The 20112-nt window shown below is 53.6% G+C and carries 22 protein-coding genes and 1 pseudogene; 15 read left to right on the top strand and 8 right to left on the bottom strand.

The genetic code is table 11. The annotated features are described in order from the left end of the window. Positions 1-301: 301 nt before the first annotated feature. The 5 genes from K3T83_RS00285 to K3T83_RS00305 form a co-directional block, all read right to left on the bottom strand. The gene (locus tag K3T83_RS00285; RefSeq protein ID WP_220201020.1) at positions 302-985 is read right to left on the bottom strand and encodes a DUF998 domain-containing protein; all 684 of its coding nucleotides are present in this window, start codon (positions 983-985) and stop codon (positions 302-304) included. Between the two features lie 11 nt (positions 986-996). Further along, a complete protein-coding gene (locus K3T83_RS00290; protein ID WP_220201021.1) occupies positions 997-1833 on the bottom strand; it encodes an alpha/beta fold hydrolase in 837 nt (278 codons plus the stop codon). A 78-nt stretch (positions 1834-1911) separates the two neighbouring features. Further along, entirely contained in the window at positions 1912-2445 is a 534-nt protein-coding gene (locus K3T83_RS00295) for a dihydrofolate reductase family protein (protein ID WP_220201022.1), read from the bottom strand. Positions 2446-2539: 94 nt separating this feature from the next. Further along, positions 2540-2755: a DUF8691 family protein gene (locus K3T83_RS00300; RefSeq protein ID WP_220201023.1), complete on the bottom strand. Its 216-nt coding sequence runs from the start codon at positions 2753-2755 to the stop codon at positions 2540-2542. Positions 2756-3099: 344 nt separating this feature from the next. Further along, positions 3100-6255, bottom strand: a complete 3156-nt coding sequence (locus tag K3T83_RS00305) for a winged helix-turn-helix domain-containing protein (RefSeq protein ID WP_220201024.1) — start codon at positions 6253-6255, stop codon at positions 3100-3102. Positions 6256-6267: 12 nt separating this feature from the next. Between K3T83_RS00305 and K3T83_RS00310 the strand changes: the two genes are divergently transcribed. Further along, positions 6268-6882 carry a recombinase family protein gene (locus K3T83_RS00310; protein WP_236064761.1) on the top strand — a complete coding sequence of 205 codons (615 nt, stop codon included), beginning with the start codon at positions 6268-6270 and terminating at the stop codon, positions 6880-6882. Positions 6883-7079: 197 nt separating this feature from the next. On the opposite strand, the gene K3T83_RS00315 is transcribed toward K3T83_RS00310, so the two are convergent. After that, complete coding sequence (locus tag K3T83_RS00315; RefSeq protein WP_220201025.1) at positions 7080-7238, bottom strand: hypothetical protein; 159 nt, start codon at positions 7236-7238, stop codon at positions 7080-7082. Between the two features lie 610 nt (positions 7239-7848). On the opposite strand from K3T83_RS00315, the gene K3T83_RS00320 reads away from it, so the two are divergent. After that, a complete protein-coding gene (locus K3T83_RS00320) occupies positions 7849-8154 on the top strand; it encodes a hypothetical protein (protein WP_220201026.1) in 306 nt (101 codons plus the stop codon). A 333-nt stretch (positions 8155-8487) separates the two neighbouring features. Here K3T83_RS00320 and K3T83_RS00325 read toward each other — a convergent pair whose 3' ends face one another. Beyond that, complete coding sequence (locus K3T83_RS00325) at positions 8488-9009, bottom strand: beta clamp domain-containing protein (protein WP_220201027.1); 522 nt, start codon at positions 9007-9009, stop codon at positions 8488-8490. Positions 9010-9047: 38 nt separating this feature from the next. Here K3T83_RS00325 and K3T83_RS00330 point away from each other — a divergent pair, with 38 nt between their 5' ends. The 10 genes from K3T83_RS00330 to K3T83_RS00370 all read left to right on the top strand — a co-directional run bounded on the left by K3T83_RS00330 (position 9048) and on the right by K3T83_RS00370 (position 16304). Then, complete coding sequence (locus tag K3T83_RS00330) at positions 9048-9209, top strand: hypothetical protein (protein WP_220201028.1); 162 nt, start codon at positions 9048-9050, stop codon at positions 9207-9209. 221 nt (positions 9210-9430) lie between these two features. Continuing rightward, complete coding sequence (locus K3T83_RS00335; RefSeq protein ID WP_220201029.1) at positions 9431-10009, top strand: YfbR-like 5'-deoxynucleotidase; 579 nt, start codon at positions 9431-9433, stop codon at positions 10007-10009. A 90-nt stretch (positions 10010-10099) separates the two neighbouring features. Then, positions 10100-10222, top strand: coding sequence for a hypothetical protein (locus K3T83_RS57050; RefSeq protein ID WP_268963410.1), 123 nt, complete (start codon positions 10100-10102; stop codon positions 10220-10222). Positions 10223-10377: 155 nt separating this feature from the next. Next, on the top strand, positions 10378-11490 hold the full coding sequence (locus K3T83_RS00340; protein WP_220201030.1) for a DSD1 family PLP-dependent enzyme: 1113 nt from the start codon (positions 10378-10380) through the stop codon (positions 11488-11490). Between the two features lie 667 nt (positions 11491-12157). Next, a complete protein-coding gene (locus K3T83_RS00345) occupies positions 12158-12484 on the top strand; it encodes a hypothetical protein (protein ID WP_220201031.1) in 327 nt (108 codons plus the stop codon). A 143-nt stretch (positions 12485-12627) separates the two neighbouring features. After that, a complete protein-coding gene (locus K3T83_RS00350) occupies positions 12628-12879 on the top strand; it encodes a helix-turn-helix domain-containing protein (protein ID WP_220201032.1) in 252 nt (83 codons plus the stop codon). Between the two features lie 201 nt (positions 12880-13080). Further along, a complete protein-coding gene (locus K3T83_RS00355) occupies positions 13081-13575 on the top strand; it encodes a hypothetical protein (protein WP_220201033.1) in 495 nt (164 codons plus the stop codon). Beyond that, positions 13499-14911: a hypothetical protein gene (locus tag K3T83_RS00360; protein WP_220201034.1), complete on the top strand. Its 1413-nt coding sequence runs from the start codon at positions 13499-13501 to the stop codon at positions 14909-14911. Before K3T83_RS00355 ends, K3T83_RS00360 begins: the two co-directional genes overlap by 77 nt. Then, on the top strand, positions 14908-15690 hold the full coding sequence (locus tag K3T83_RS00365) for an alpha/beta hydrolase (protein WP_220201035.1): 783 nt from the start codon (positions 14908-14910) through the stop codon (positions 15688-15690). Before K3T83_RS00360 ends, K3T83_RS00365 begins: the two co-directional genes overlap by 4 nt. A gap of 335 nt (positions 15691-16025) precedes the next feature. Next, positions 16026-16304 (top strand): hypothetical protein, encoded by a 279-nt coding sequence (locus K3T83_RS00370; RefSeq protein WP_220201036.1) that lies wholly within the window; start codon positions 16026-16028, stop codon positions 16302-16304. 85 nt (positions 16305-16389) lie between these two features. Here the strand turns inward: K3T83_RS00370 and K3T83_RS00375 are convergent, their stop codons facing one another. Then, entirely contained in the window at positions 16390-17817 is a 1428-nt protein-coding gene (locus K3T83_RS00375; RefSeq protein WP_220201037.1) for a transposase, read from the bottom strand. Between the two features lie 138 nt (positions 17818-17955). On the opposite strand from K3T83_RS00375, the pseudogene K3T83_RS00380 reads away from it, so the two are divergent. From K3T83_RS00380 to K3T83_RS00395, 3 genes and pseudogenes are all read left to right on the top strand, one after another. Next, positions 17956-18484: pseudogene (locus K3T83_RS00380) on the top strand (IS630 family transposase); the annotation flags it as partial. Between the two features lie 41 nt (positions 18485-18525). Beyond that, a complete protein-coding gene (locus K3T83_RS00390; RefSeq protein WP_220208134.1) occupies positions 18526-19020 on the top strand; it encodes a TetR/AcrR family transcriptional regulator in 495 nt (164 codons plus the stop codon). Next, a complete protein-coding gene (locus tag K3T83_RS00395) occupies positions 19017-19937 on the top strand; it encodes an LLM class flavin-dependent oxidoreductase (RefSeq protein ID WP_220201040.1) in 921 nt (306 codons plus the stop codon). Before K3T83_RS00390 ends, K3T83_RS00395 begins: the two co-directional genes overlap by 4 nt. Positions 19938-20112 lie beyond the last annotated feature (175 nt).

The raw sequence follows: 20112 nt of genomic DNA on the forward strand, positions 1-20112 counted from the left end.
TGAGGAGAAGTATACCAGATAAGCCGCGATTTTCCCAGGCTATTTTCCTCGCCTGAAGAGACAGGGGGAGCAATCACATTATCGTCCGTTTTCTGCGACACACGGAGGGGGTTTGGGTTACTTGATGAATGGAAGAAGCAACAAGAGCCTCTGCATCCTCATCTGGTTCGTGATAACTCACCAGGCGAGGATGTGGAGCGAAGCTCATGTATTGCGTGCGCCTCGCCCAGGCGAGGCTGCATTCCTTTGATCTCACGCGAGAGGATCGGCCCACAGGGCGTTTGAAGCTCGCGGCACGGGGTCAGGAGATCAGCAACTTCGCCGCCATTGCCGAAACCCATGCCCAGCCGATCACCACCGCAGCAGTGAAGGCCAGGATGACAACCGTCGTGATGGCTCCGACAGCATTGGACCCAACGGCGATTCCTACAAAGGCGGCGAAGAAGAGCACGCCCGTTGTCACCGAGTAGACCGCCCATCCTCGTTGTCTTTGGGCTACAAAGCGGCGCGCAAAGACGAAACACGCTGCGATCAGCCCGATGAAGCCGATACTCCCACAGATGAAATGGAGCAGCCCATGCCAACTCACCGCGTTCGCGTCAGCTGGCGTGCCAGGCGGGAAGCCGTGGGCCGGATCAGCGACAAAAAAGCCAGCGCCAATCAGACCTAATCCATACACACTCAGCAGCACCGGCCCCCAGGTTCCACCCTGGCTGCCAGGAAGGCAACGCCGCATCCCAATGGCACCTGCGATGGTGAGCAAGCCAGTCAGGATGAACAGACTGATATGAATCCATCCCAGACTGCCGTTGCTCATCAGACTGAGATCGTCACGGGTCGGATCGTAGCCAGGACGGGTGAGCATCTCGATCCCGCCCACGATGATGTAGAGGGGGCCAGCGACCACGCCGCAAGCCAGCAGCGCTCTTGTCAGCTTCGGGGTCGCAACACCAGATGGGCTATCTTTTGAAATGACGTGTTGCATCTCTCTCCTCCTCAGTCGGATTGCACAGACCTGACAGAGATGAGGTCTCTGCGCTTCATGTCGTCTTCGTCTTGAAAGAATTTCACCAGGACGGGTGCAATAGCCGCTGGATCGACATTGTGAGGCTGACCAGCAAGGGTGCAGCGCTGCGCATGGGGCAGGGCAGACGTCACCGATTGTGCGGCCTGGCTCACCCACGGCATGGTCCCTCCGTCAATCACGAGCGTGGGGATGGTGATGGTGGTGATCCGATCTGTGGGCAGCGAGAAACCGCTGGTGAGGATGGCATCGTAGATCAGGGTGTGCGCCAGAGCCTCCTGGCCCGCCCAAAATGGAGCTTGTCGCATCTGGGTCACCAATTCAGATGGCATGCCGACCGCCTTGACCAGAAACAACTCGACCATGTCGCCTCGCCTCTCCTCTTGCAACATCTGGATGAGCTGCTCTTTATAATCCTGGGGCACGGGAGGACGGCTGCCGTCTAAGATATAGGGCGGTTCCCACACCGCGAGTTTCTTCATTTTGGGAGCTAGCCCACGCGCTGCCGCCTCCAGGGACAGGATCGCCGTGCCAGACGTTCCATAGACATACGCTGATCCACCAGCCTCGGTGATGAGGGCATCGAGATCTTCGACCTCGCGCTCGACCGCATAGGGGGCTGTAAAACCACTCTCGCCATGCCCCCGCCGGTCGAAGTTGAACACGGTGAAGTGCTCGACAAGAAACTGGGCCAGGTCTGCGTTCTGGAAGTGATCGCCTAACACCCCGCCCACCAGAATCAACACTGGCCCCTGACCGATCTTCTCGAAGGCGATGAGGGTGCCGTCTTTTGATGTCACGTGTTGCATCGCATGCTCCTTCTTTTCTTAACAAGAATAAACAGAAAACGCGCACCTGATGTGAAACGGATTCCGAGGGTCGTGGCATCACTGCTTGACCGGCTCGTATCCCAGACGAACGATTCCCGTCTGGTAGGCTTTGGAGTGAACCAACCGAAGTCGCGCCTCACTCCCTTCTGGAAAGAGACGCTTTCCCTTCCCCAGGACCAGGGGCGCGACTGTCAAATAGTACTCATCAGTGAGGTCATACTGAGCGAGCAACCGCACCAGCTCAGCACTCCCGTTGACCAACAGGATTCCACCAGGCTGCGCTTTCAGCTTCGCCACTTCTTCCACAATGTTGCCTGCGATGACGTGGGAGTTATCCCAGCTCACATCCCTCAGCGTGGTAGAAACGACGTACTTGGGAGCGCGGTTAAAAATGTCAGCCATTTCACCGGTTCTGCTGGACCAGGCAGTCATTTCCAGGTAGGTCTTGCGCCCGAAGAGCATCGCATCAGTCTCGCCGAGCGCGCTCATGACATCCTGCCCGATTTCTTGATCCATGTAAGGAAACACCCACTGATCGGGCGCTTCCATGACCCCATCTAGACTCACCATCTCGGACGCTCGAAGTTTCATACAATGTCTCCTTTTCCTCTGGGTGCATTCGTCCTTGCGAATAGCAAGCGAGAGAACACTCTTTTTCGTCTCGCAGACAGCAAAAGCGGAAAGATCAGCCTTCGTCCAGCCTCGTTTCGTGGCGTTCGAGCGAGAGCAGCGTCAAACTCAAACGATCAATCTTTTGAAGCACGCCATAGAGAGCGGCCTGATCGGGAAGCACACCTGAAATCCGAGAGGTGCCATCCTCCTCGTGCACAATCGCTAATTCCTCTAGCCACTGCTGCCAACTCTGGTCAAGATGCCCCTGAATGCGGATCACCACATGCATCGCTCTGCCTACCTTTCCAAGTTGCCGGGTGGTACTCAGTCGTCACTTCTTGAGAAGAGGAGCATCGGCAGGCAGGGAACAGACATCATCTTGCGCTCGTGTTTACCGCTTCGTCGCCACTTCGTAACGCGCCACTTCTGGTTCCAATTCCAGCAAGAACTCTTGATCCCTGGCATACTTGTTTCTGCACTGCTCTTATCCGCTTGAGAAGAGTATAGCCGGAAGGTGGGAGAAGAAGCGTCACCGGTTTTCGCGATTTTCCGGGTGATTGTATTAGAGGTCCTGGGGAACACACCAGGTACGCGGTTCCCCAACTGGCAAGGACTCGCAGACGCTCCCAGCGGCTAGAAGAGAGGCAAGCGCGCCGTTACGGCGATGGCTTCGGCACGTCGGCTCACGCCCAGTTTGCGATAGATACTGCTGACCTGGGTCTTAATGGTATTCGGGGAGACGGTCAGCGTCTGCGCCATCTCCGCGTAGGTCTGTCCTGCCACTAGCAGCCGCAACACCTGCTGCTCCTGCCGGGAGAGGGGTTCGAGAAGCTTGTGCCGGGCGACACTCTTCGAGAGAGCAGAGGACGCTCCGTTTGCTTGTGTAGACCTTGGTGCTGCCTCTCCCTTCAGGGCCATGAGCATGCGCAACACGCTTGACCGGGAAAGGGTAGCCGTGCCAGCCTGGGAAATCTCCTCTGGGTGCGCTTCTAGCCAGATCGTGAGCACCTCTTTCATCAAGGGTTCACTCGTGTCAAGCTCCAGCCGGATGTAGCTCTCTGGCTCGGTGATGGTCAGCAGGTGAGTTGCAACCAGGAGTGCTTGCTCACGCTTCCCGCTTCGGGACAGAGCTACGACCGAGAGCGCCATCCACTCGAACGTAGCGTCAAGCACTTCTGGCCGATCAAAATACTGACGGAAGCGTGAGAGTGTCTCGACCGCCTGATCTGACTGCTGCTGGGCAAGCAAGACTCGCACCAGCAGCAGCATCTCCCAACGGCGCACAGGGTTCCAGGCACTTGAGGAGAACATGGTCTGGGCTGTCCAGGCCGACGCTGCTTCCAGGTTGCCCTGAGCCAGCCACACCTGCACGCGCAGGATGCTCACCCAGGGAGCACGCAAGGTAAACCTCTCGTGCGCCACGAGGACTTCGAGCTGGTGCAAGGACAACTCAGCAGCCCCGAGATCTCCTCGCATCAGTGCGAGCCGCGCTCCATAGACCTCTCCGATGCCCAGCAATTCTATTTGATGCCAGTCCTGACCGCTCTGCCGCATCAGCTTCAGCCACTCTGCCGCCTCCTCCAGCTTATTCCAGGCGTAGGAGACGTTGAACAGGGTATAATACAGGTATCCTGGCCAGGTGATGTGCCCCCCCTCCCGTTCGAGCAGGGCCAGTCCCCAAAGAGCTTCCTGATGCGCTCGATGCAACTGTCCAGCTTGTCCAGAGGCGAAAGCCAGCCAGGCGATGGCACGGATCGTTACCTGGAAGTCTGCTGCCTCCTTCGCCGTCTGCACCGCTTCCCGCAGTCGAGGGATCAAGGAAGCTCCCTTGCCCTGGAGCATCACCTCGCAGAGGAAGACGGGGCTGAGCCGGATCAGATTCCAGTTCTCCTCCTCATCGGCAGGAAGCGCTTCCATCTCCCGAACGAGAGCCCCCAGGTGCTCGATATCCCCACGCTTGAGGAGCACTCTCGACTGGATCAAAGCACGCAGCACATGTAGACGCAGCTTGATCAATGCTTCCTCTGCCTCAGAGAGCGAGAGTTCTGCCTTTCTCCGTACGATGCCTTCCATGCGCGTACAGGTCCGCTCTATCTGGACAGTCCGGTTGGCGTGGACGCTTTCCGTGTCCACACTGGCAGCGTTGAGGAAATGAAAGGCGGCATCCAGAGCCAGGCGCAGATGGGTGCGCAGGACGGCATCAGGCAAGGCCAGGACCCAGGTGTGAACAGTTCTCACTTCTCCCTGCAACCAGAAAGCTTGTGCCGCCTGCTTGATCAAGGCGGCGGCATACGAGAAGTCAGGCGCGGCCAGTGCGTGGGTAATCGCCTCTCGCCTCTCGCCTTGCATTTCATACCAGCGGGCCGCCCGCACATGCAGGAGCGGAACCAATGCTGGCAGGCTGGCCTGCAAACGAGCTTGCAACGCCTCACGAAAGAGATCATGATAGCGATACCAGTGTCGTCTAGAGTCGAGTGGCACGACAAACAGATTGGCGCGCTCCACTTCCTCCAGCATCTGCTGATTCTCTTGAAGGGTCGGGCTGGCGGTGATGGCCTGGCATAACGCTGCATTCATGCTCGTCACCACGCTCGTCTGAAGCAGGAAGTCCTGGAGCGGACCTTTCAACTGCACGAGGATGTCCTGCTGTATATAGTCCAACAGATAGCGGTGGCTGCCCCCAAAATCCGCAACGGCACTGGAGGGGTCCGACTGCCTGGAAAGCGAGAGCGCGGCCAGTTGCAACCCGGCAATCCAGCCCACGGTGCGCTGGTGCAGGATCGCCACCTCCTCTTCTGAGAGCGCCAGTCCCATGCCCTGTGTCAGGAAGCTGGCAGCCTCTTGTTGCGTGAAGCGCAGCTCCTGATCACGGATCTCAAGCAATTGGTGATGCACGCGCAGCCGCGAGAGGGGAAGCTCAGGGTCGATGCGGCTGATGAGCACCAGATGCAGCGTGGCAGGCAAATGATCGAGCACAAAGAGCACCCCTTCATGGATGCTCTGCTCAGAGACCAGATGGTAGTCATCCAGAATGAGAATGAGTTTTCGATCAAGGTACATGATATCATTGAGCAGAGCGACCAGGATCGTCGAGAGTGGGGGAGCCTCTCGCGCGTGCAGCAGAGCGAAGGCCTCTTCTCCAAGCGCGGGCCAGCATCTGCGTAGGGCTGCGATGCAGGACGCCCAGAAGCGGACGGGATCATTGTCCAACGCATCAAGCGAAAGCCAGGCGACAGGATGCTCCTGGCGGCTTCCCCAGGTTGAGAGCAGCGTCGTCTTCCCACTCCCAGCAGAGGCAGAGACCAGGACCAGCGGGTATGTCCAGAGAGCATCCAGGTCGTGAAGGAGGCGAGGACGCTCCACCAGAAAGCCAGGCACACGAGGCGGAATGAGCCTGGTAGCGAGCAGCGTTCTTCCCTGTCCATTCTGTTGTTCAGGATGCTCCTGTGCCAGAGATAGAGGAGATGGCGAGCCGCTCAGCTCTTTTGCCACCTGCTCTAAGCGTGCAAAGGTCAGCCGAGGAGTTGCTCCAAGATACCGCTTGCAGGTCTGGCTCGCCCTTTTGCGATAGGCATACCAATAACTGGTCCCGGCAGATCTTGCTTCTTTGAGCAACGAGAGCCGTCCGGACTGTCCTCTAAAGGCAAACGAGGTCTGCTCTTCCAGCCAGCGCGTGAATGCTGGCTCCTCTTCTGGAAGGAAGCACTGCATAGGCTGTCCCTGCTTCTGGAGTTCATAGCGTTGATGCACCTGGGACCAGATGAGTGTAGACAGCGATGATTTGGGCATCGTACCCTCCCTATGCCATTGGGGACCTCCCGAGATCCCCAATTCTGTCTCAAGTATAGCACACAACCGCCCAAACAAGGAAGCGAGGCACTCCAGATTGATGCGCTGAAAGCAGCAGGATGTGAGAAATGGTTTGTGGACAAGATTACGGGATCGAAGGCCGAGCGCAAAGGACTGAACGAAGCGCTAGCCTATGTCCGACCAGGCGACACCTTCATGGTGTGGAAATTGGATCGGGCAGGACGCTCCTTGAAGCTTCTGATCGAACTGCTCAAGGATCTCCAGGGGCGAGGCATTGAGTTTGTCAGCCTGACAGAGCAGATTGATACGACAACACCTGGCGGCAAACTCATCTTCCATCTCATGGGAGCACTCGCCGAATTTGAGCGTGACCTCATCCGTGAGCGAACCAATGCCGGGTTAGCAGCAGCCAGGGCCAGGTCTTTTTTTATTTGTTCTGGCCCCCACCGCGCTCCAGCGCCTCCACTCGCCCATCACTCCAGCACAATGACGACGATCAAGAACCAGCTTGATCCTTTTTATCACCCACTTCCATTTGAGCCTCTCCAGCGCTCCACAATCCCTACCGCCCTTTCGTTTACCACCACTTACTCTTCTGCAAGATGATGTCTGTTTGTAATGGGCTCGCAGGGGGCCGACGACTGCTGGTCTCTGGTCTCTCACCTGGGTGTATTGCACACCGTCACAGCCATGGTGTCCCAACAGATCGAGCAAGGTGGGAACAGTGATGCTCACTCATCATCAATGCAAAACTCCTGGGAAGCAGATCTGAACCGATCCTGACGCTCCCTCTCTCCAAACGGTCAGACGCTTGCTTGGAAGCTTCCTGGTTCCGTTGATCGATCAGCGGCTTGAACAGCAATACCTGGAACTGAGGACCAGCCCCACCAGAGGACACCAGCAAAACACTGCTCTCCGCCTGCGAAGGGCAATACCTCCCCTCTCGCTAACATGTGCGTCATTGCTCCTACCACCTCCTCCTAACTCCCCCTCAGATAGCCAAGGCATGGAATTCCTCTTTTAATCGCAGCATAATCCAAACCTCCACCACCCCAGTTCCCCACGCCACAACAGCGGCAGGAGCGGTTCCATTCCTTTTATTAATTCCCGAGCCTGCAGGCTCGGGGTTTGCCCTAGCTATCACCCTAACATTCAAGAAGGGAACGGTCCCTGTTTGGGGAACTGTGCGAGCAGGGGAGCTGAGGAAACAGCATGCAGAGGAAACCAGAAGCAGATGTCATGAAGAGGAGCACATCATGAATGGAACAGTTTAGCTCACATCGCTTCCTCACAGTGTCCTCCATTCATAGGCGAGAGCTGTTTGGACACGAACAGACCGTCAAGAGCTCACCGAGTCGAGATCTGTTCTCACCTTCCTGGGACAGCCTCAGAGGTACAAGCACTGGTCTCTTTTTTCTTTCGGGGCTCCAAGGATAGGTGCCTCAGCAGGAGCCAAGTCTCCTTCAAAGAGTGCTTGGCTAGGTGGAAGAAGCCTGCTTCCGTGGGGAAAATAGAGGACGAGAAGCGGAATTTACGTAACCTATTTTTTCTGTTGACCTCAGGGGAGGGCTCATGGACATGCTCGACCAGACGGTCGCCCAAGCCAAACAGCGGAAGGTGATACCTGCCCCACCTCAAAGGTTGCACCAATCGTCCGCCCGCTCCTGTGGAGATGATCTCGATACTGTTGGCGAATGCAAAAAAGAAGAGATAAAATTAGAGGAGACAAGAAGACATTTTTCAGTTTTTATGGGAAGAGGGAGCGAAAAAAGAGAGAGTTGTTGTCTGCCTGGTAAAAAGTCGTTCCTCTGCCATATAAAGGTTCTATTGATTTCCGTTGAAAACTCTTTCCTCCTAGTGTTACCCACAAGCAAGTAATATTCCATTCCGCTCCATAAATTGTCGTGTCTTTCGACAAACTTCATAGATGTTTGTCTCTATATATGACTCCTCTAATGCGACACTTCTTTTTGCCGTATAATCTGTCGCATTAGAGGAGTCATATCGTGTCAAGGTATCAATCCCAACAGAAAACCGGTCTTTTTCCACCAAGTGTTCTGTGAGATTGACAGGATGTGATACGAGAGCGAGGCTTGCAACCCGAGACTTCTGTTTGAAATTTTGTGGAAGCATATCATTGCCGCATGCACATTGAAATGCTTCCAGGAAAACTTGGCAATGATATGCCTCTCGTATCAGGTATCTTCTTCTCTAGCGATTCACCGTCATTGGCATAATCACATACTGGGCGTCGATAGCTCCCACCGCTCGCAAGAGGCCAGGGCGGGTCTTCGAGGCCACTTCAAGCGCCACTTGCGGAGTATCGATCACGGAGAGGACGCTGGCGAGATATTTAATGTTGAAAAGAAGCTCCTGCGCTGGTCCATCAATAGCTGCATCAATTCTGCTGACATTGGCTCCAATTTCTTCGGTGCTGGCTTCGATAATCAAGCTCCCTCTATCTGCCTGCTCATTCCCACTGATCTTGAGATGGGTGATATTCGAGTTCCCCTGGGCAAAGGGAGTGAGCGACTTGAGGGCGGCGGAGAACTCTTTCGTCTCGATGATCGCCCGTGTCATATAGCTTTTTGGCAGCATGCTAGAAATATTGGGATAGGTTCCTTCTATCAGGCGTGAGATCAGGTCAATCTGAGCAGTGTGGAAGAGGATCTGGCTACGATTGGGAGTGACGATCATTTGCACATCGCCAGTTGCTGGCAGGATACGAGCCAACTCTTGCAGCGTGTGAGCGGGAATGAGGAGATCGTCGTATGCCTGAGCATGACGGCCAGCGAGATGGCAGAGCCATGCATCCCCATAATCTGACCACGATTCTCCCCGTTGGTCGCTGCCAGGTAGATGCGCCCATTGCGGGCTCGACCAGGGCGCTGCCTAGTCCTGCGAGAGCTGCACCCGCAAGTAAGAGCGAATAGCTCGGGGCGAACCGCGCAGCCACGATCAAGGCACTGAAGAGCAGGCTGCCGATGACGATGAGCGGCCTCTTCGACAACTTCTCCGAGAGGAAAGGCTGGCTCTCTGCGTTCTGACAGAACCGTTTACGGGTGCATATACTCGCCGGAAAAATATTTTGCTTGACGTTTCCTTACCTTCTCTCTTATACTGCTAACAATACATGCATGTCAAAGAGGCAACGATGGATGAACAGATTGATTATGAAGACATTTTTACCCCTCAAGGATTATTAGGCGAGGTCTCGAAACATCCAAACTTAGATTTTCTGATGAATATCTGCAACATTCCTCGCGTCTATAGTGTTTCAGGCTTTGGAACCTGGAATGTAGGGCAACATACGTTAGCAGTGGCCTTTCTTGCTTTATATTGGTCCTCTTTTTGTGCTCATCCGGCAGAAAAACGTGATAGGTTAGTCACGCTTGCATTACTTCATGATGCGCATGAAGCTGTTGTTGGAGATATCTTGCCTTTCTTCAAGACGAGAGCCGTGCGAGAGGCTATTGATACCATTCAACAGGATATTCATAACGCCTTTGCTATCGTCGAGGATCAGGAAGCACGGCAAGAAATCAAATTGTTGGATAAAATCAGTTTTCTCTATGAAATCAGCCAATCATCGCCAGGGGGACTGGATTCCTCCAAGCGTGAGTTACTTTCGCAGATCTATCAACGGCAACGTGAGGAAGTTTTTCGCTTTGCTCACCAAATACCGATTGACCATGACCAAGTGGAACAGTTTCTTCAGTCTATGAACCTATAGTCCCCGTGACAGCTTCGGCACAGTTCCTCTGAGCGTGAGCACTGGGTCGTGTAAATGGAGAAGCGTACCTGATGCAGGAGTGTACGCTCTGTGCTCACAGATATCTCCATGCATGGTTACAACTGGCGTCGAGATACGATCAGTTCCTACCGATGCGCCTCCTCTACCGGCGGCAAGGTGAATGAAATGATCATTTACCAGCTTTTGAGTTAATTTGCGGATCGCGAGCAGAATTACAAGCAATCAAGGTACTATTGCATATCGAGCGTCCTTTGGCGTTGACACAAGGATATGAGTTGAGTATGCTACCTGTATTGAGTAAGTGCGGAATCAAGCCTCTGTACAGAAAAGGCAGAAGGGCAACAATTATGTATCAGCCACGACCAGGAGATCTGCTTGCCTCCCTCGATACTCCTGCAATGATTGTCGATGGACAACTCATGGAGGAGAATATTGCCCGGTTAATGGCTCGCTTTCGAGAAACTCCCGTGCGTGTCAGACCACACTTGAAAACTGCTAAAAGTCCAGAACTGGCTCATCGCTTGCTTGCTGCTGGAGTTATCGGCTGCTGCGTCGCGAAAGTGAGTGAGGCCGAAGTGATGGCTCTGGCGGGGATTGAAGACCTGTTGATTACTAGCGAGATCGTCGGCCCTCCAAAGGTAACACGGTTGGTCAACCTCCTGCGGCGGCATCCTCGTATTAAGGTCGTTGTCGATAGTCAGGTGGGAATACAGGTATTGAGTGCAGCTCTGGAAGTGGCTGATCTGCACCTGAACGTCCTCATCGAACTCAATGTCGGGCAAAACCGCTGTGGGGTTGCTCCTGGAGAGGATGCACTCGCGCTTGCTCAGTATATTGCATCCATGAGCCATCTCCACCTCATTGGGGTCCAGGGCTATGAAGGGCATCTGCAACACATTCACGATCTACAGGAGCGAACCAGACGCTGTCGTGAGGCGATGCACCTGCTCACAACAACTGCTGCCCAATTACGAACCGCTGGCTTTCCTATTGAGATCGTGACTACCGGGGGAACGGGAACAGCGGAAATCTGCGCGCAGTGGGAAGGCGTGACTGAAGTCCAACCTGGCTCTTTTCTCTTCATGGATACCGATTACCGCAATGCTCTCGGGCCTGTCTATGCCAATGCGCTCACTATTCTTTCCACCGTCATCAGCCTTCCTTCTCCTAATCGAGCCATCGTCGATGCAGGTCTCAAGTCCCTCTCCATTGACAGTGGAATGCCTGAACCGTTGGGCCTCCCAGGAGTGCAATATCAGCCAGCGGGTGACGAACATGGAGTCCTCTTCTGGGATAAGCAGACAAACGCTGCTCGTCTACAACTTGCAATAGGAGACCGTATTGCATTTTATCCCAGCCATATCGATACGACGATTAATTTGCATGACACCTACTATGTCTGTCGTAATGGCGTTCTTGAAGCAATCTGGCCGGTGACTGCGCGGGGTAAAGTCCAGTAAACAGGGAAAATCAGCCTCAAAAGCCACTGGATCAAGATGCGTCCTTTCAAATGATGACTGTTCTGATAGTAGTGTTGCAAAAAATTTAAAGCTCATCGTAATGAGTGATACTCGAAAATCTTATACGGACAAAACCAGTAGAAAGAGTACCCTTTTTCTCTGATAAAATGCATCTTTACCACAATTACCATCATTATTCTGATGGGCTTTAAATTTTTTGCAACACTATCCTGAATAATCCCTCTCCTTGTAATTGGTTGAAGAGGGCTTGGATGTTGGTAGGGCTTTTTACTATCCAACTGAATACGATTTTCAACCCTTCAAAAAACCAATATTCTTACCAATATTGGGATCAGGGAGGCGAATCGAGTCTCCCAGAGAGGCTTATCAGCCTGTGGGTCATCGGCGTCGAAGGCATAGACCGAGTTGTGCATCGTCGCCACATTATCAGGGAGTCACAGTATTTTGCCAACCTTTACGCAGCAAGAGTGCAATATAAGGCGTTGAGGTCCATGCCGATTTTTATACCACATTCGATATGAATGTATCCAGAAATGATATTGGACACGCGTGCGGCTCTCAGTGTATTCTTCCCAAGAAGAAACAGGGCGGTGGTGAGAAAGACACACCACCGCTCCTTGATAGCGCAGCATGAAAGGAAATAGCAATGACTGAATCCCTTCCTCCCACAGCGGTGATCCGCGTCTCACGCGGCAATTTTGATCCTGCACGTTTTGAAGAAGTTGATCGTATGGCAAAAGAAATCGGTACGTACCTTATTCCTGCGATTCAAAAACTCCCTGGCCTGCTTTCCTACTACGCTGGCACATCGCCGGATGGCTCTATGGTTCATGTCAGCCTCTGGGACAACGAGGAACATGCAAATCAGATGGGCAGCCTGAAAGAGATGATTGTCGATGCCAGGCGCGATTCGGAGGCAGTTGGCGTGACTTTTATTCCGATCGTCAACTATCCTATCTCCTGGACCATCTAACACAGCAATCGTGTGGCCGGTGTCAGGCTCACATCTGCCCATCTAGGGAAAACAATGCGAAGGTCTGTCCGTGGCTCTGAACTGCTCTTCTCGAGAAACAAACAGATCAGGCATATGTTGCTCTTGCAGCAGGAAAGAGGGGAATGATGGAAATGAGAGAGGTGATGGCACCAGATCAACGTCAAGCACGGCGGACAGCCAAGCGGGAGATTGTTCGGCAGGTGGAGTCTGGGGCAACGGTCTCACAAGCACGGAGGGGCTGCCCTATCTCTCTGCATCGTACCACTGTCTATCGGCTGCTCAAGCGAGTCGAGCATGAAGGCGAGCACGCCTTCGTTGAGAGGCGCTATGGTCATCCGATCAAACTACGCGGGAAGTGCTCACCTTCGTGCTAGATTACTGTCAGCGTCACGCGTCTGCAGCCAGCCGTGAGATCCAACATCTCGTGGCTGAACGTTTTGGGATCATGGTGAGTGTCAGCCAACTCAACCGCGTGCGTGCTACCCATGAGCTGAGCCGAAAGAACCTGCCGCGAGAAAAAAAAGCCGCAAACAGGTGTCACCATTGCATCTGGATCTCATGAACAAGCGGGTGGCTTGCTGAGGTTTTCGGCAGCCATCGAGACCGGCCTGCTCTCGCAGTTGGAACAAGCCCTGCCACCTGCTCCTAATCCAGCCCTGGCCCCACCTTCCTTTCCCCTGACAGGCAGTCCAGCGGTGCGTCAACGCCTGCTGCTCACCCTGTTGTTTCTAGGAGCCGTTGGCTTACGCCGGACGTGGGATCTGCGCGGCTATACAGCCGAGGGTCTGGCGCTGCTTACCGGACGGATGCGCGCCTATGGCTATCGGTATACTGAAGCCTTTTTGTCGCAAATCGCTCGTGCCGATGGCACCGAACGCTTTACGGGTGCCCTCGCGTGCTGGGCCACCCAGCTTTGGCATGCATTGGCGGAAGGAACCGAACAGCCCCAAGCGCTTACGTGCTATGTAGACGGGCATCGCAAGCCCGTCTACAGTGATGTGCTCATTCCGCGAGGTCATCGGGCGGCTGAGCGTGATCCTGGGCTGCCGAGCGCTCCTCTTGCTGCATGACGAGCATGGTCATCCCTTGTTTGTCACGACCCATCGAGGAGATCAGCATCTCACCGTCGGTGTCCCCGCGTTTCTGGCACGTTATGAACAGCATGTGAGAAATACCCAGATCGTGCGAATGATCGTGGATCGCGAGGGGATGGCAACCGAATTCCTGGCCAGATTGCACGCAGAAGGACGCAACGTGGTCACGATCTTACAAACCAATCAGTATCGGGATCTCACTTCCTTCTCCGACGTGGGCACCTTGATACCGTTGAGTACGGACGTTCACGGACAGGTTATCCGGGAAGTGGCTCCGGCGAGCATTACTTTGTCGCGCGAAGACCATCCTGATTCGCCGCTGTGCTTACAGGTAGCACTCATCCGCGATTTGCGCTGGACGGTTTTGGTTCGGCCTGATCCAGGGGAGGCACAGTATCCGCAACGGTGGGACAGTGACCTGCCCTTGGATGAGCGAACCTGGTGGCGTGAGGGTTGGCAAGCCACTGCCGCGCCTGCGAAAGAGACGATACCGAAACTCATCCCAATTGTGACCACCGTCCAGACCCAGCCTGTCGATGCCATCGAGCTTGCTCAGACCTATATTCAGCGTTGGCCTGCCCAGGAAAACATCATCAAGGATTATCTTCTCCCCTTGGGATTGGACACGAATCACGGCTTTGCCAAACTGGCGGTGGAGAATTCGGAAGTCGCCAAACGACGAGCACGCCTGGAGCTGCGTCTTGCCCGGCTCAAACAGTGGGCACAGAGCGCGGGCAAGCGCGAGGCACAAGCCAGCCGACGACGAGAGCGACTCCGCACTGCCTACAACCAGCGCAGTAAGGAGTTGTATCGAGTATTGTGGGAGTATCAGCTCAGCCTGGAAGAACAAAACTTGGCCGAGTCTGTGTTCCGACAGAAGCTCCAAGAAAAGTTCGGTGGACTTAGCTTGGCTGGGATACCTGAGCGTCAAAGCAAGGCCTTCGATTTTTTCGTAAGCCGCGAACCATTCCTCGTCAGCGCCTTTGCCTTCGAGCAATGTAAGCTCTTGGTCAAACAAAGGCTTCTAAGGTTCGAACGCCAGAGGAGATTGGAAACGGCAGTGATACCCGCGTCCGGTCGTAAAGTTGAATGTTGCTCAAAACAGCGAGCAATATGTCCCATTGAAGAGGATCTCAGTAGATCTACTCATGGCATCAAGAGTATAATCACCAGTGACCGGCATTCGCAACTGAGGCTATCTTCCGCAATAGTTTTTGCCGCGAACTCTGGCGTAGCTCCTGCGGGCATATCAAAGGAGCCAAGACCAACAGAATCTCGGCGGCATGATAAACGAGAAGCGAGGCATATATGAGTGAACAGTATCCACGGGCAGCCTTGTTTGGCACAGAGGAGCGAACGCTCTTCTCTCCTATCCGTGGTCGGGAATATCACCTGTCCGTCGCTCTTCCGGACAGCTACAAGACATCTACACAGGCGTATCCCGTGATTTATGTGTTAGACGGTGATTACAACTTTGGTGTGGCGGCTGGGTTGACGCGCTTTAGCAATTGGTTCAGGAAAGTACCTGAGCTTATCATTGTCGGCATTGGCTATGACATGGAAACCTCTGATGAATTCGCTGCGTTACGAGACCTTGATTTCGATATTCCCGGGGTGCCCGGCGCCTCTAGCGAGAGTGTGTCGCACCTCTTTTTAGATGCCCTTACCCAGGAGATGATCCCTTTTATTAATGCAAACTATCGCACCATTCCCTCGGATCGCTGCCTGCAAGGCTATTCGTCGGGTGGCTTCTTTGTGCTCTATGCGTTGTTCCGGCAGCCGGATGCCTTTCAGCGCTATATCTCCGGCAGCGCGATTCTGAAATCCACCTACGATTATTGGATTCACCACGACGCGCAGTTGGCTGCGCGCAATGGCAGCAATCCGATTCAGCTTTACCTTTCCGTAGGCGAGTTGGAGGAGGATGACATTCCGAACTTTCGGCGATTTGTTACCTTCTTAGAGCAGGGCAACTATCCTGGTTTGACGGTGAGCAGCGAAATCTATGCCGGTGAAGGTCACGGTGCCGAGGGGATTGCGCTTACCTACCTGCATGGAATCGCCATGGTGTACCCACAAGTTGAACGATAGCAGCTTGATGTCGAATCCGTTTGTTCACGCGAAAGGGGCTGCCTTTGGACGGCAGCCTCCTTGTAGAACCGAAGAAGATACTGCTTCACCTCGTCATAGATACCCATTCGCCTCTCCCCTAATGACTCCGATAGAGCCTCGGTAAGGAGAGATTTTGAGCAGTCTTGCTCGACACTCTCTTCCCTAACGTGTAATGCCAAGATATGCTTCCACTGTACCCATTATACAGCCAAACCAGGGAAGGAACGTGTATGAATGCTAAAGCAAGTATGTCGTGCATTTGAGCGGTGAAGAACGAGAACAGTGAGAAAATATCGTGAGTAAAGGCGGAGCAAATGTTCGTCAAATTCGACGCGCTCATACGCTCTGGGCTTCGCGATGCAGGCAAGACAGATGAGGAGATTGCGAACGTATTGCATATCACGACCGTGACAGTTGCGGAAACGAGAAAGTGCTGGTGTGCCGACCGCCTCAGCCGAATTTTGGGAGACCGACCCAAACCTGGACGCAAGCGCAAATTGGATGGTAAGCAAGAGGCGTTCTTGGTTGCTCTGGCGTGGCCGCGATGCTCCCGAAGGACGAGAACACTGGCCGGAGCGTCTGCTGTCGGATAAGTTGTTGGAGTGAGGCGTCGTTGATGCGCCGGTGTCCTACGAGACGGTGCGTAACCGCTTGCAAAAAAACGAACTCAAATATGAGTCATCCCCAATTTTTCTGAAACCTTTCGAGATCTCGAATGAGGGAAGCGACAACGAGAGGATCATCAGAAGGGGGAATGAAACAACTCAGATGAGGGCGATAATCGTTCCAGAGACGACTGAGCGCCCATCGGAGCCGATAGAGCGGTGCTTGACTGTTCAAGCACCGCTTTCCAGTGCGGTGGCATCTGAAGCGCAAAAGCGCGGCTACTAGATCTTGATAGGAGGAATCGAGCAAAGAAAGCAAGAAAGCATAGACGAGCATAACCATTCCCAGCAGTTTGAGACGAGCTTCCAACGACCACAAACGCGGACATTCCAACGCCAATTCGCATTTGGCATAGCGAAAACTCTGTTCAATTTGCCAGCGTCGTCGATAGGTGAAAAAGACCTCCCAGGCTTGTGTTTCTGTGTGAACGGTTTCATTCGTAATAAGATACATCACGCCTTTCTTCACGCGAGCTTTGACCAGAAACAGCGGTTGCCCTGACTGAGGATGGCGAACTGCACTCCACCAGAGGTCGCAAGACATCTTTTCTCCGGTGGTCGTATCCCAGATCTCTTTATGCGCTCGATATCTCTTGCCTTGCCCAATTTGCCAGAGCTTCTTTTCTTCTCCAGCCAGAGTGAGGAACACATGCTTTTTGATCCAGCGGATCACAAAACGAACACGATATTGCGAAAGGACGTGAAGCCAATATCCTGAAGCATACCCACGATCAAACACATGGACGAGCAACGGCCCCCATTTCCTGACACAGACACGTAATGCCTCTTCCTCGGCGTCCCGTAACTTGGTCGCAAAGACGCCTTTGGTCGTCCACCAACGACTCAGCGCTAGATGGGGAAGTCCTTGCATTCCCACAATCAGCGCTGCGGTCCATTGCATGCCCATGACCCGCACCGGGCGCACAGCAGGCCAGTTGAAGACCAAGCCCCGTTTCGTGCGGCTTCGTCGTTTTGCTTTACTCGAAAGAACGGGACACAATCCTTCGAGTTTTTCACTCTCGGCTTTTTCCAAGACACTTCCATCCCAAATGCAGAGAATCCGTTTTCTTTGTACTTTGAGGTTCTGTACTTCTTCATCAGCTTTTTCCAGGAGATAGTGGTCAATGACATCCACTGTCCATTTCACTGACCGCAGCAGTTTCCCAACCCGTTTCGTGCCTGCTGTCGCACTGGAGGCATATCCAGCATAGCCGTCCAGAGAGGAACCCAGTTCGCTCAACCAGAGGGCTTGCGGGTGATTGCGCAAGCTAATGATCGCCACCAGGCACTGCAACAAGGTACGCACAAGCCGTTTATCCAGGATCTCATCCAACGCTGTAAGCAAGGGGAACAAAAACGTTTCGAGCAAATGAAGCAGATGTTGTGATCCTCCCTGCGGATCTCGTTCCAGGTGTTTGAAGGTTTCAGACAGTTCTGCCATAATGACAACGGATCTCCTCGTTCAGGTGTTGATTGCTTTCATACTCAACAGTCTAAACGAGGAGATCCGTTTTGCCTAGCCTCTTTTTTTCTCTCCTGGCTACATATCAGTGTCCAGAAAAATCAGGGATGACTCATGTGTATCCCGACTGTCGGCGCCGATTTTGTATGGCGCATGGAAGATGTCTTGGATTTATATACTGAGCCGTTCAAACCGTGTTTGCCGGTTGTCTGCTTTGATGAGCGTCCCTGTATTCTCCGGGCAGATACCCGCCCGAGCTTACCGATGAAACCAGGGCGGCTCACCCGGCAGGATTACGAGTATGAACGTCGTGGAACCTGCAATTTGTTCATGTTCTTTCAGCCACTGGCAGGTTGGCGGCAAACCATAGTAACCGCTCAACGTCGAAAAGAGGACTTTGCCGAATGTATGCGGGAGTTAGTGAATGTTCACTTCCCCTCTGCCGAAAAAATTCGTGTGGTATTGGACAAGCCTCTATACCCACTCACCATCCTCACTCTATGAAACCTTCGAGCCAGCCGAAGCGCGGCGCATCCTCAACAAGCTGGAGCTTCACTTTACGCCCAAACATGGCTCTTGGCTCAATATGGTCGAAATTGAACTTTCCGTCCTGGTCAACCAGTGCCTAAAGCAGCGTATCCCCGACAGATACACTCTCACCTTCTTGCCGAGAAGGGATTTGAGGGATTGCGCCTGTGGGAAGTCGCAGAGCGGGTCGGGATTAATCATAGTACGCTGCATCACTACTTTCCCACGAAAGAGGCTTTGGTTCAAGCAGTTGTCCTCTCTATAACACAACGCCTAGCCGAAACGGCAACCCCCACAGGGGGAACGCCGCCAGAGCAGTTACGTGTCCATCTGCATGAACTTTTGCGTCGTACTCAGGAAGAGCCTGAACTCTTCGTTGCCTTACACGAAATTGGACTGCGTGCACAGCGCGATCCCGGCATTCGTGCCACCGCCGAGCTTCGGGAAGAGGAGTGGCGCATGTTCCTTGTCAACACCTTGCAAGAAGGGATCAAGCAAGGAATGTGGCCGGAGGATCTCGATGCGCACGCGGTTGCCTTTGCCATTATGGCTCTGATGAAAAGTATCAGCGTTCTGCCACCGGCAGGCGCGGAGCAAGCCGTCCAACAGCTTGAACGCTGGCTCATGAAAGAGGAAAAGGAAAGCAACAGATGACACACGTTCAATTTGGTTTCACGCTCCCCATTAGCAACTCCGGTCTTTCACCGCAGACGTTTCTTCCCCAGATTCACGTCGCGCTTGAGACGATTACGGGGCATTTTGATTCGGTCTGGCTCCCTGATCATCTTCATTTTGGCAAGCGTCCGCTCTTTGAAGGATGGGCGATGTTAACCTATCTGGCGGCACTGCATCCCGAATTCCGTTATGGACATCTGGTGCTCTGTCAGCTCTTTCGCAACCCTGCATATCTCGCGAAAATGGCGGCCACCTTTCAGTATCTGAGCCAGGGACGTTTTCTCTTTGGCATCGGTGCAGGCTGGGCGGAGGAAGAGGCAAAGGCATATGGTTTTCCCTTTCCATCATCGGGGCAGCGAGTGAGCGAACTGGAAGAGCAGTTACAGATCATCACGGCGCTGTGGTGTGAAGAGAGCGTGACCTTTCTTGGCCGATACCATCAAGTCCACCAAGCATCTTGCTTGCCCCATCCTGAGCCACTTCCTCCCGTGCTCATTACAGGCTTTCAACCGAAGATGATGCGTCTGATTGCCCGCTATGCTGATTGGTGGAATACAGGAGTGGATACGCTGGAGAAGGCTAAAGCCCAGGTGAACGCGCTGGAGGCCGCGTGCAAAGAGGTGGGAAGAGATCCGAAAACGCTGCGCCGCACCGCAATGGTGCAATGTTTTTGCGCTCCGACAGAGCACAAGGCAAAGGAAGCTCTGGCGAAACAAGGTGGGCCATTTGGACTGAATATTGTGGGGACGCCTGCCCAGGTCGTAGAGCAGTTCCAACCGTTTATTCATCTCGGTTTCGACTATTTCATGATTGCGGCTAGAGACTTCCCTCATGATCTCACGACGTTAGAGTTACTTTCTCACGAAGTGCTACCTGCACTCAATAAAGGGCTCTGACATCATTTCAACGAACTCTCCCAAAAAACCTCTCACAAACATGAGAGAAGCACTGCAAGGTTTGGCAACTGGAGATCATCACAAAGGTACCACTGAAGGCTGGAGCAGGCTTTTTTTCTTGACAGGCTTCTCTTTCTCAGCTACTATCTAAGTAAGCACTTAGATAGTAAAAGAT

The organism is Reticulibacter mediterranei, from assembly GCF_016587455.1.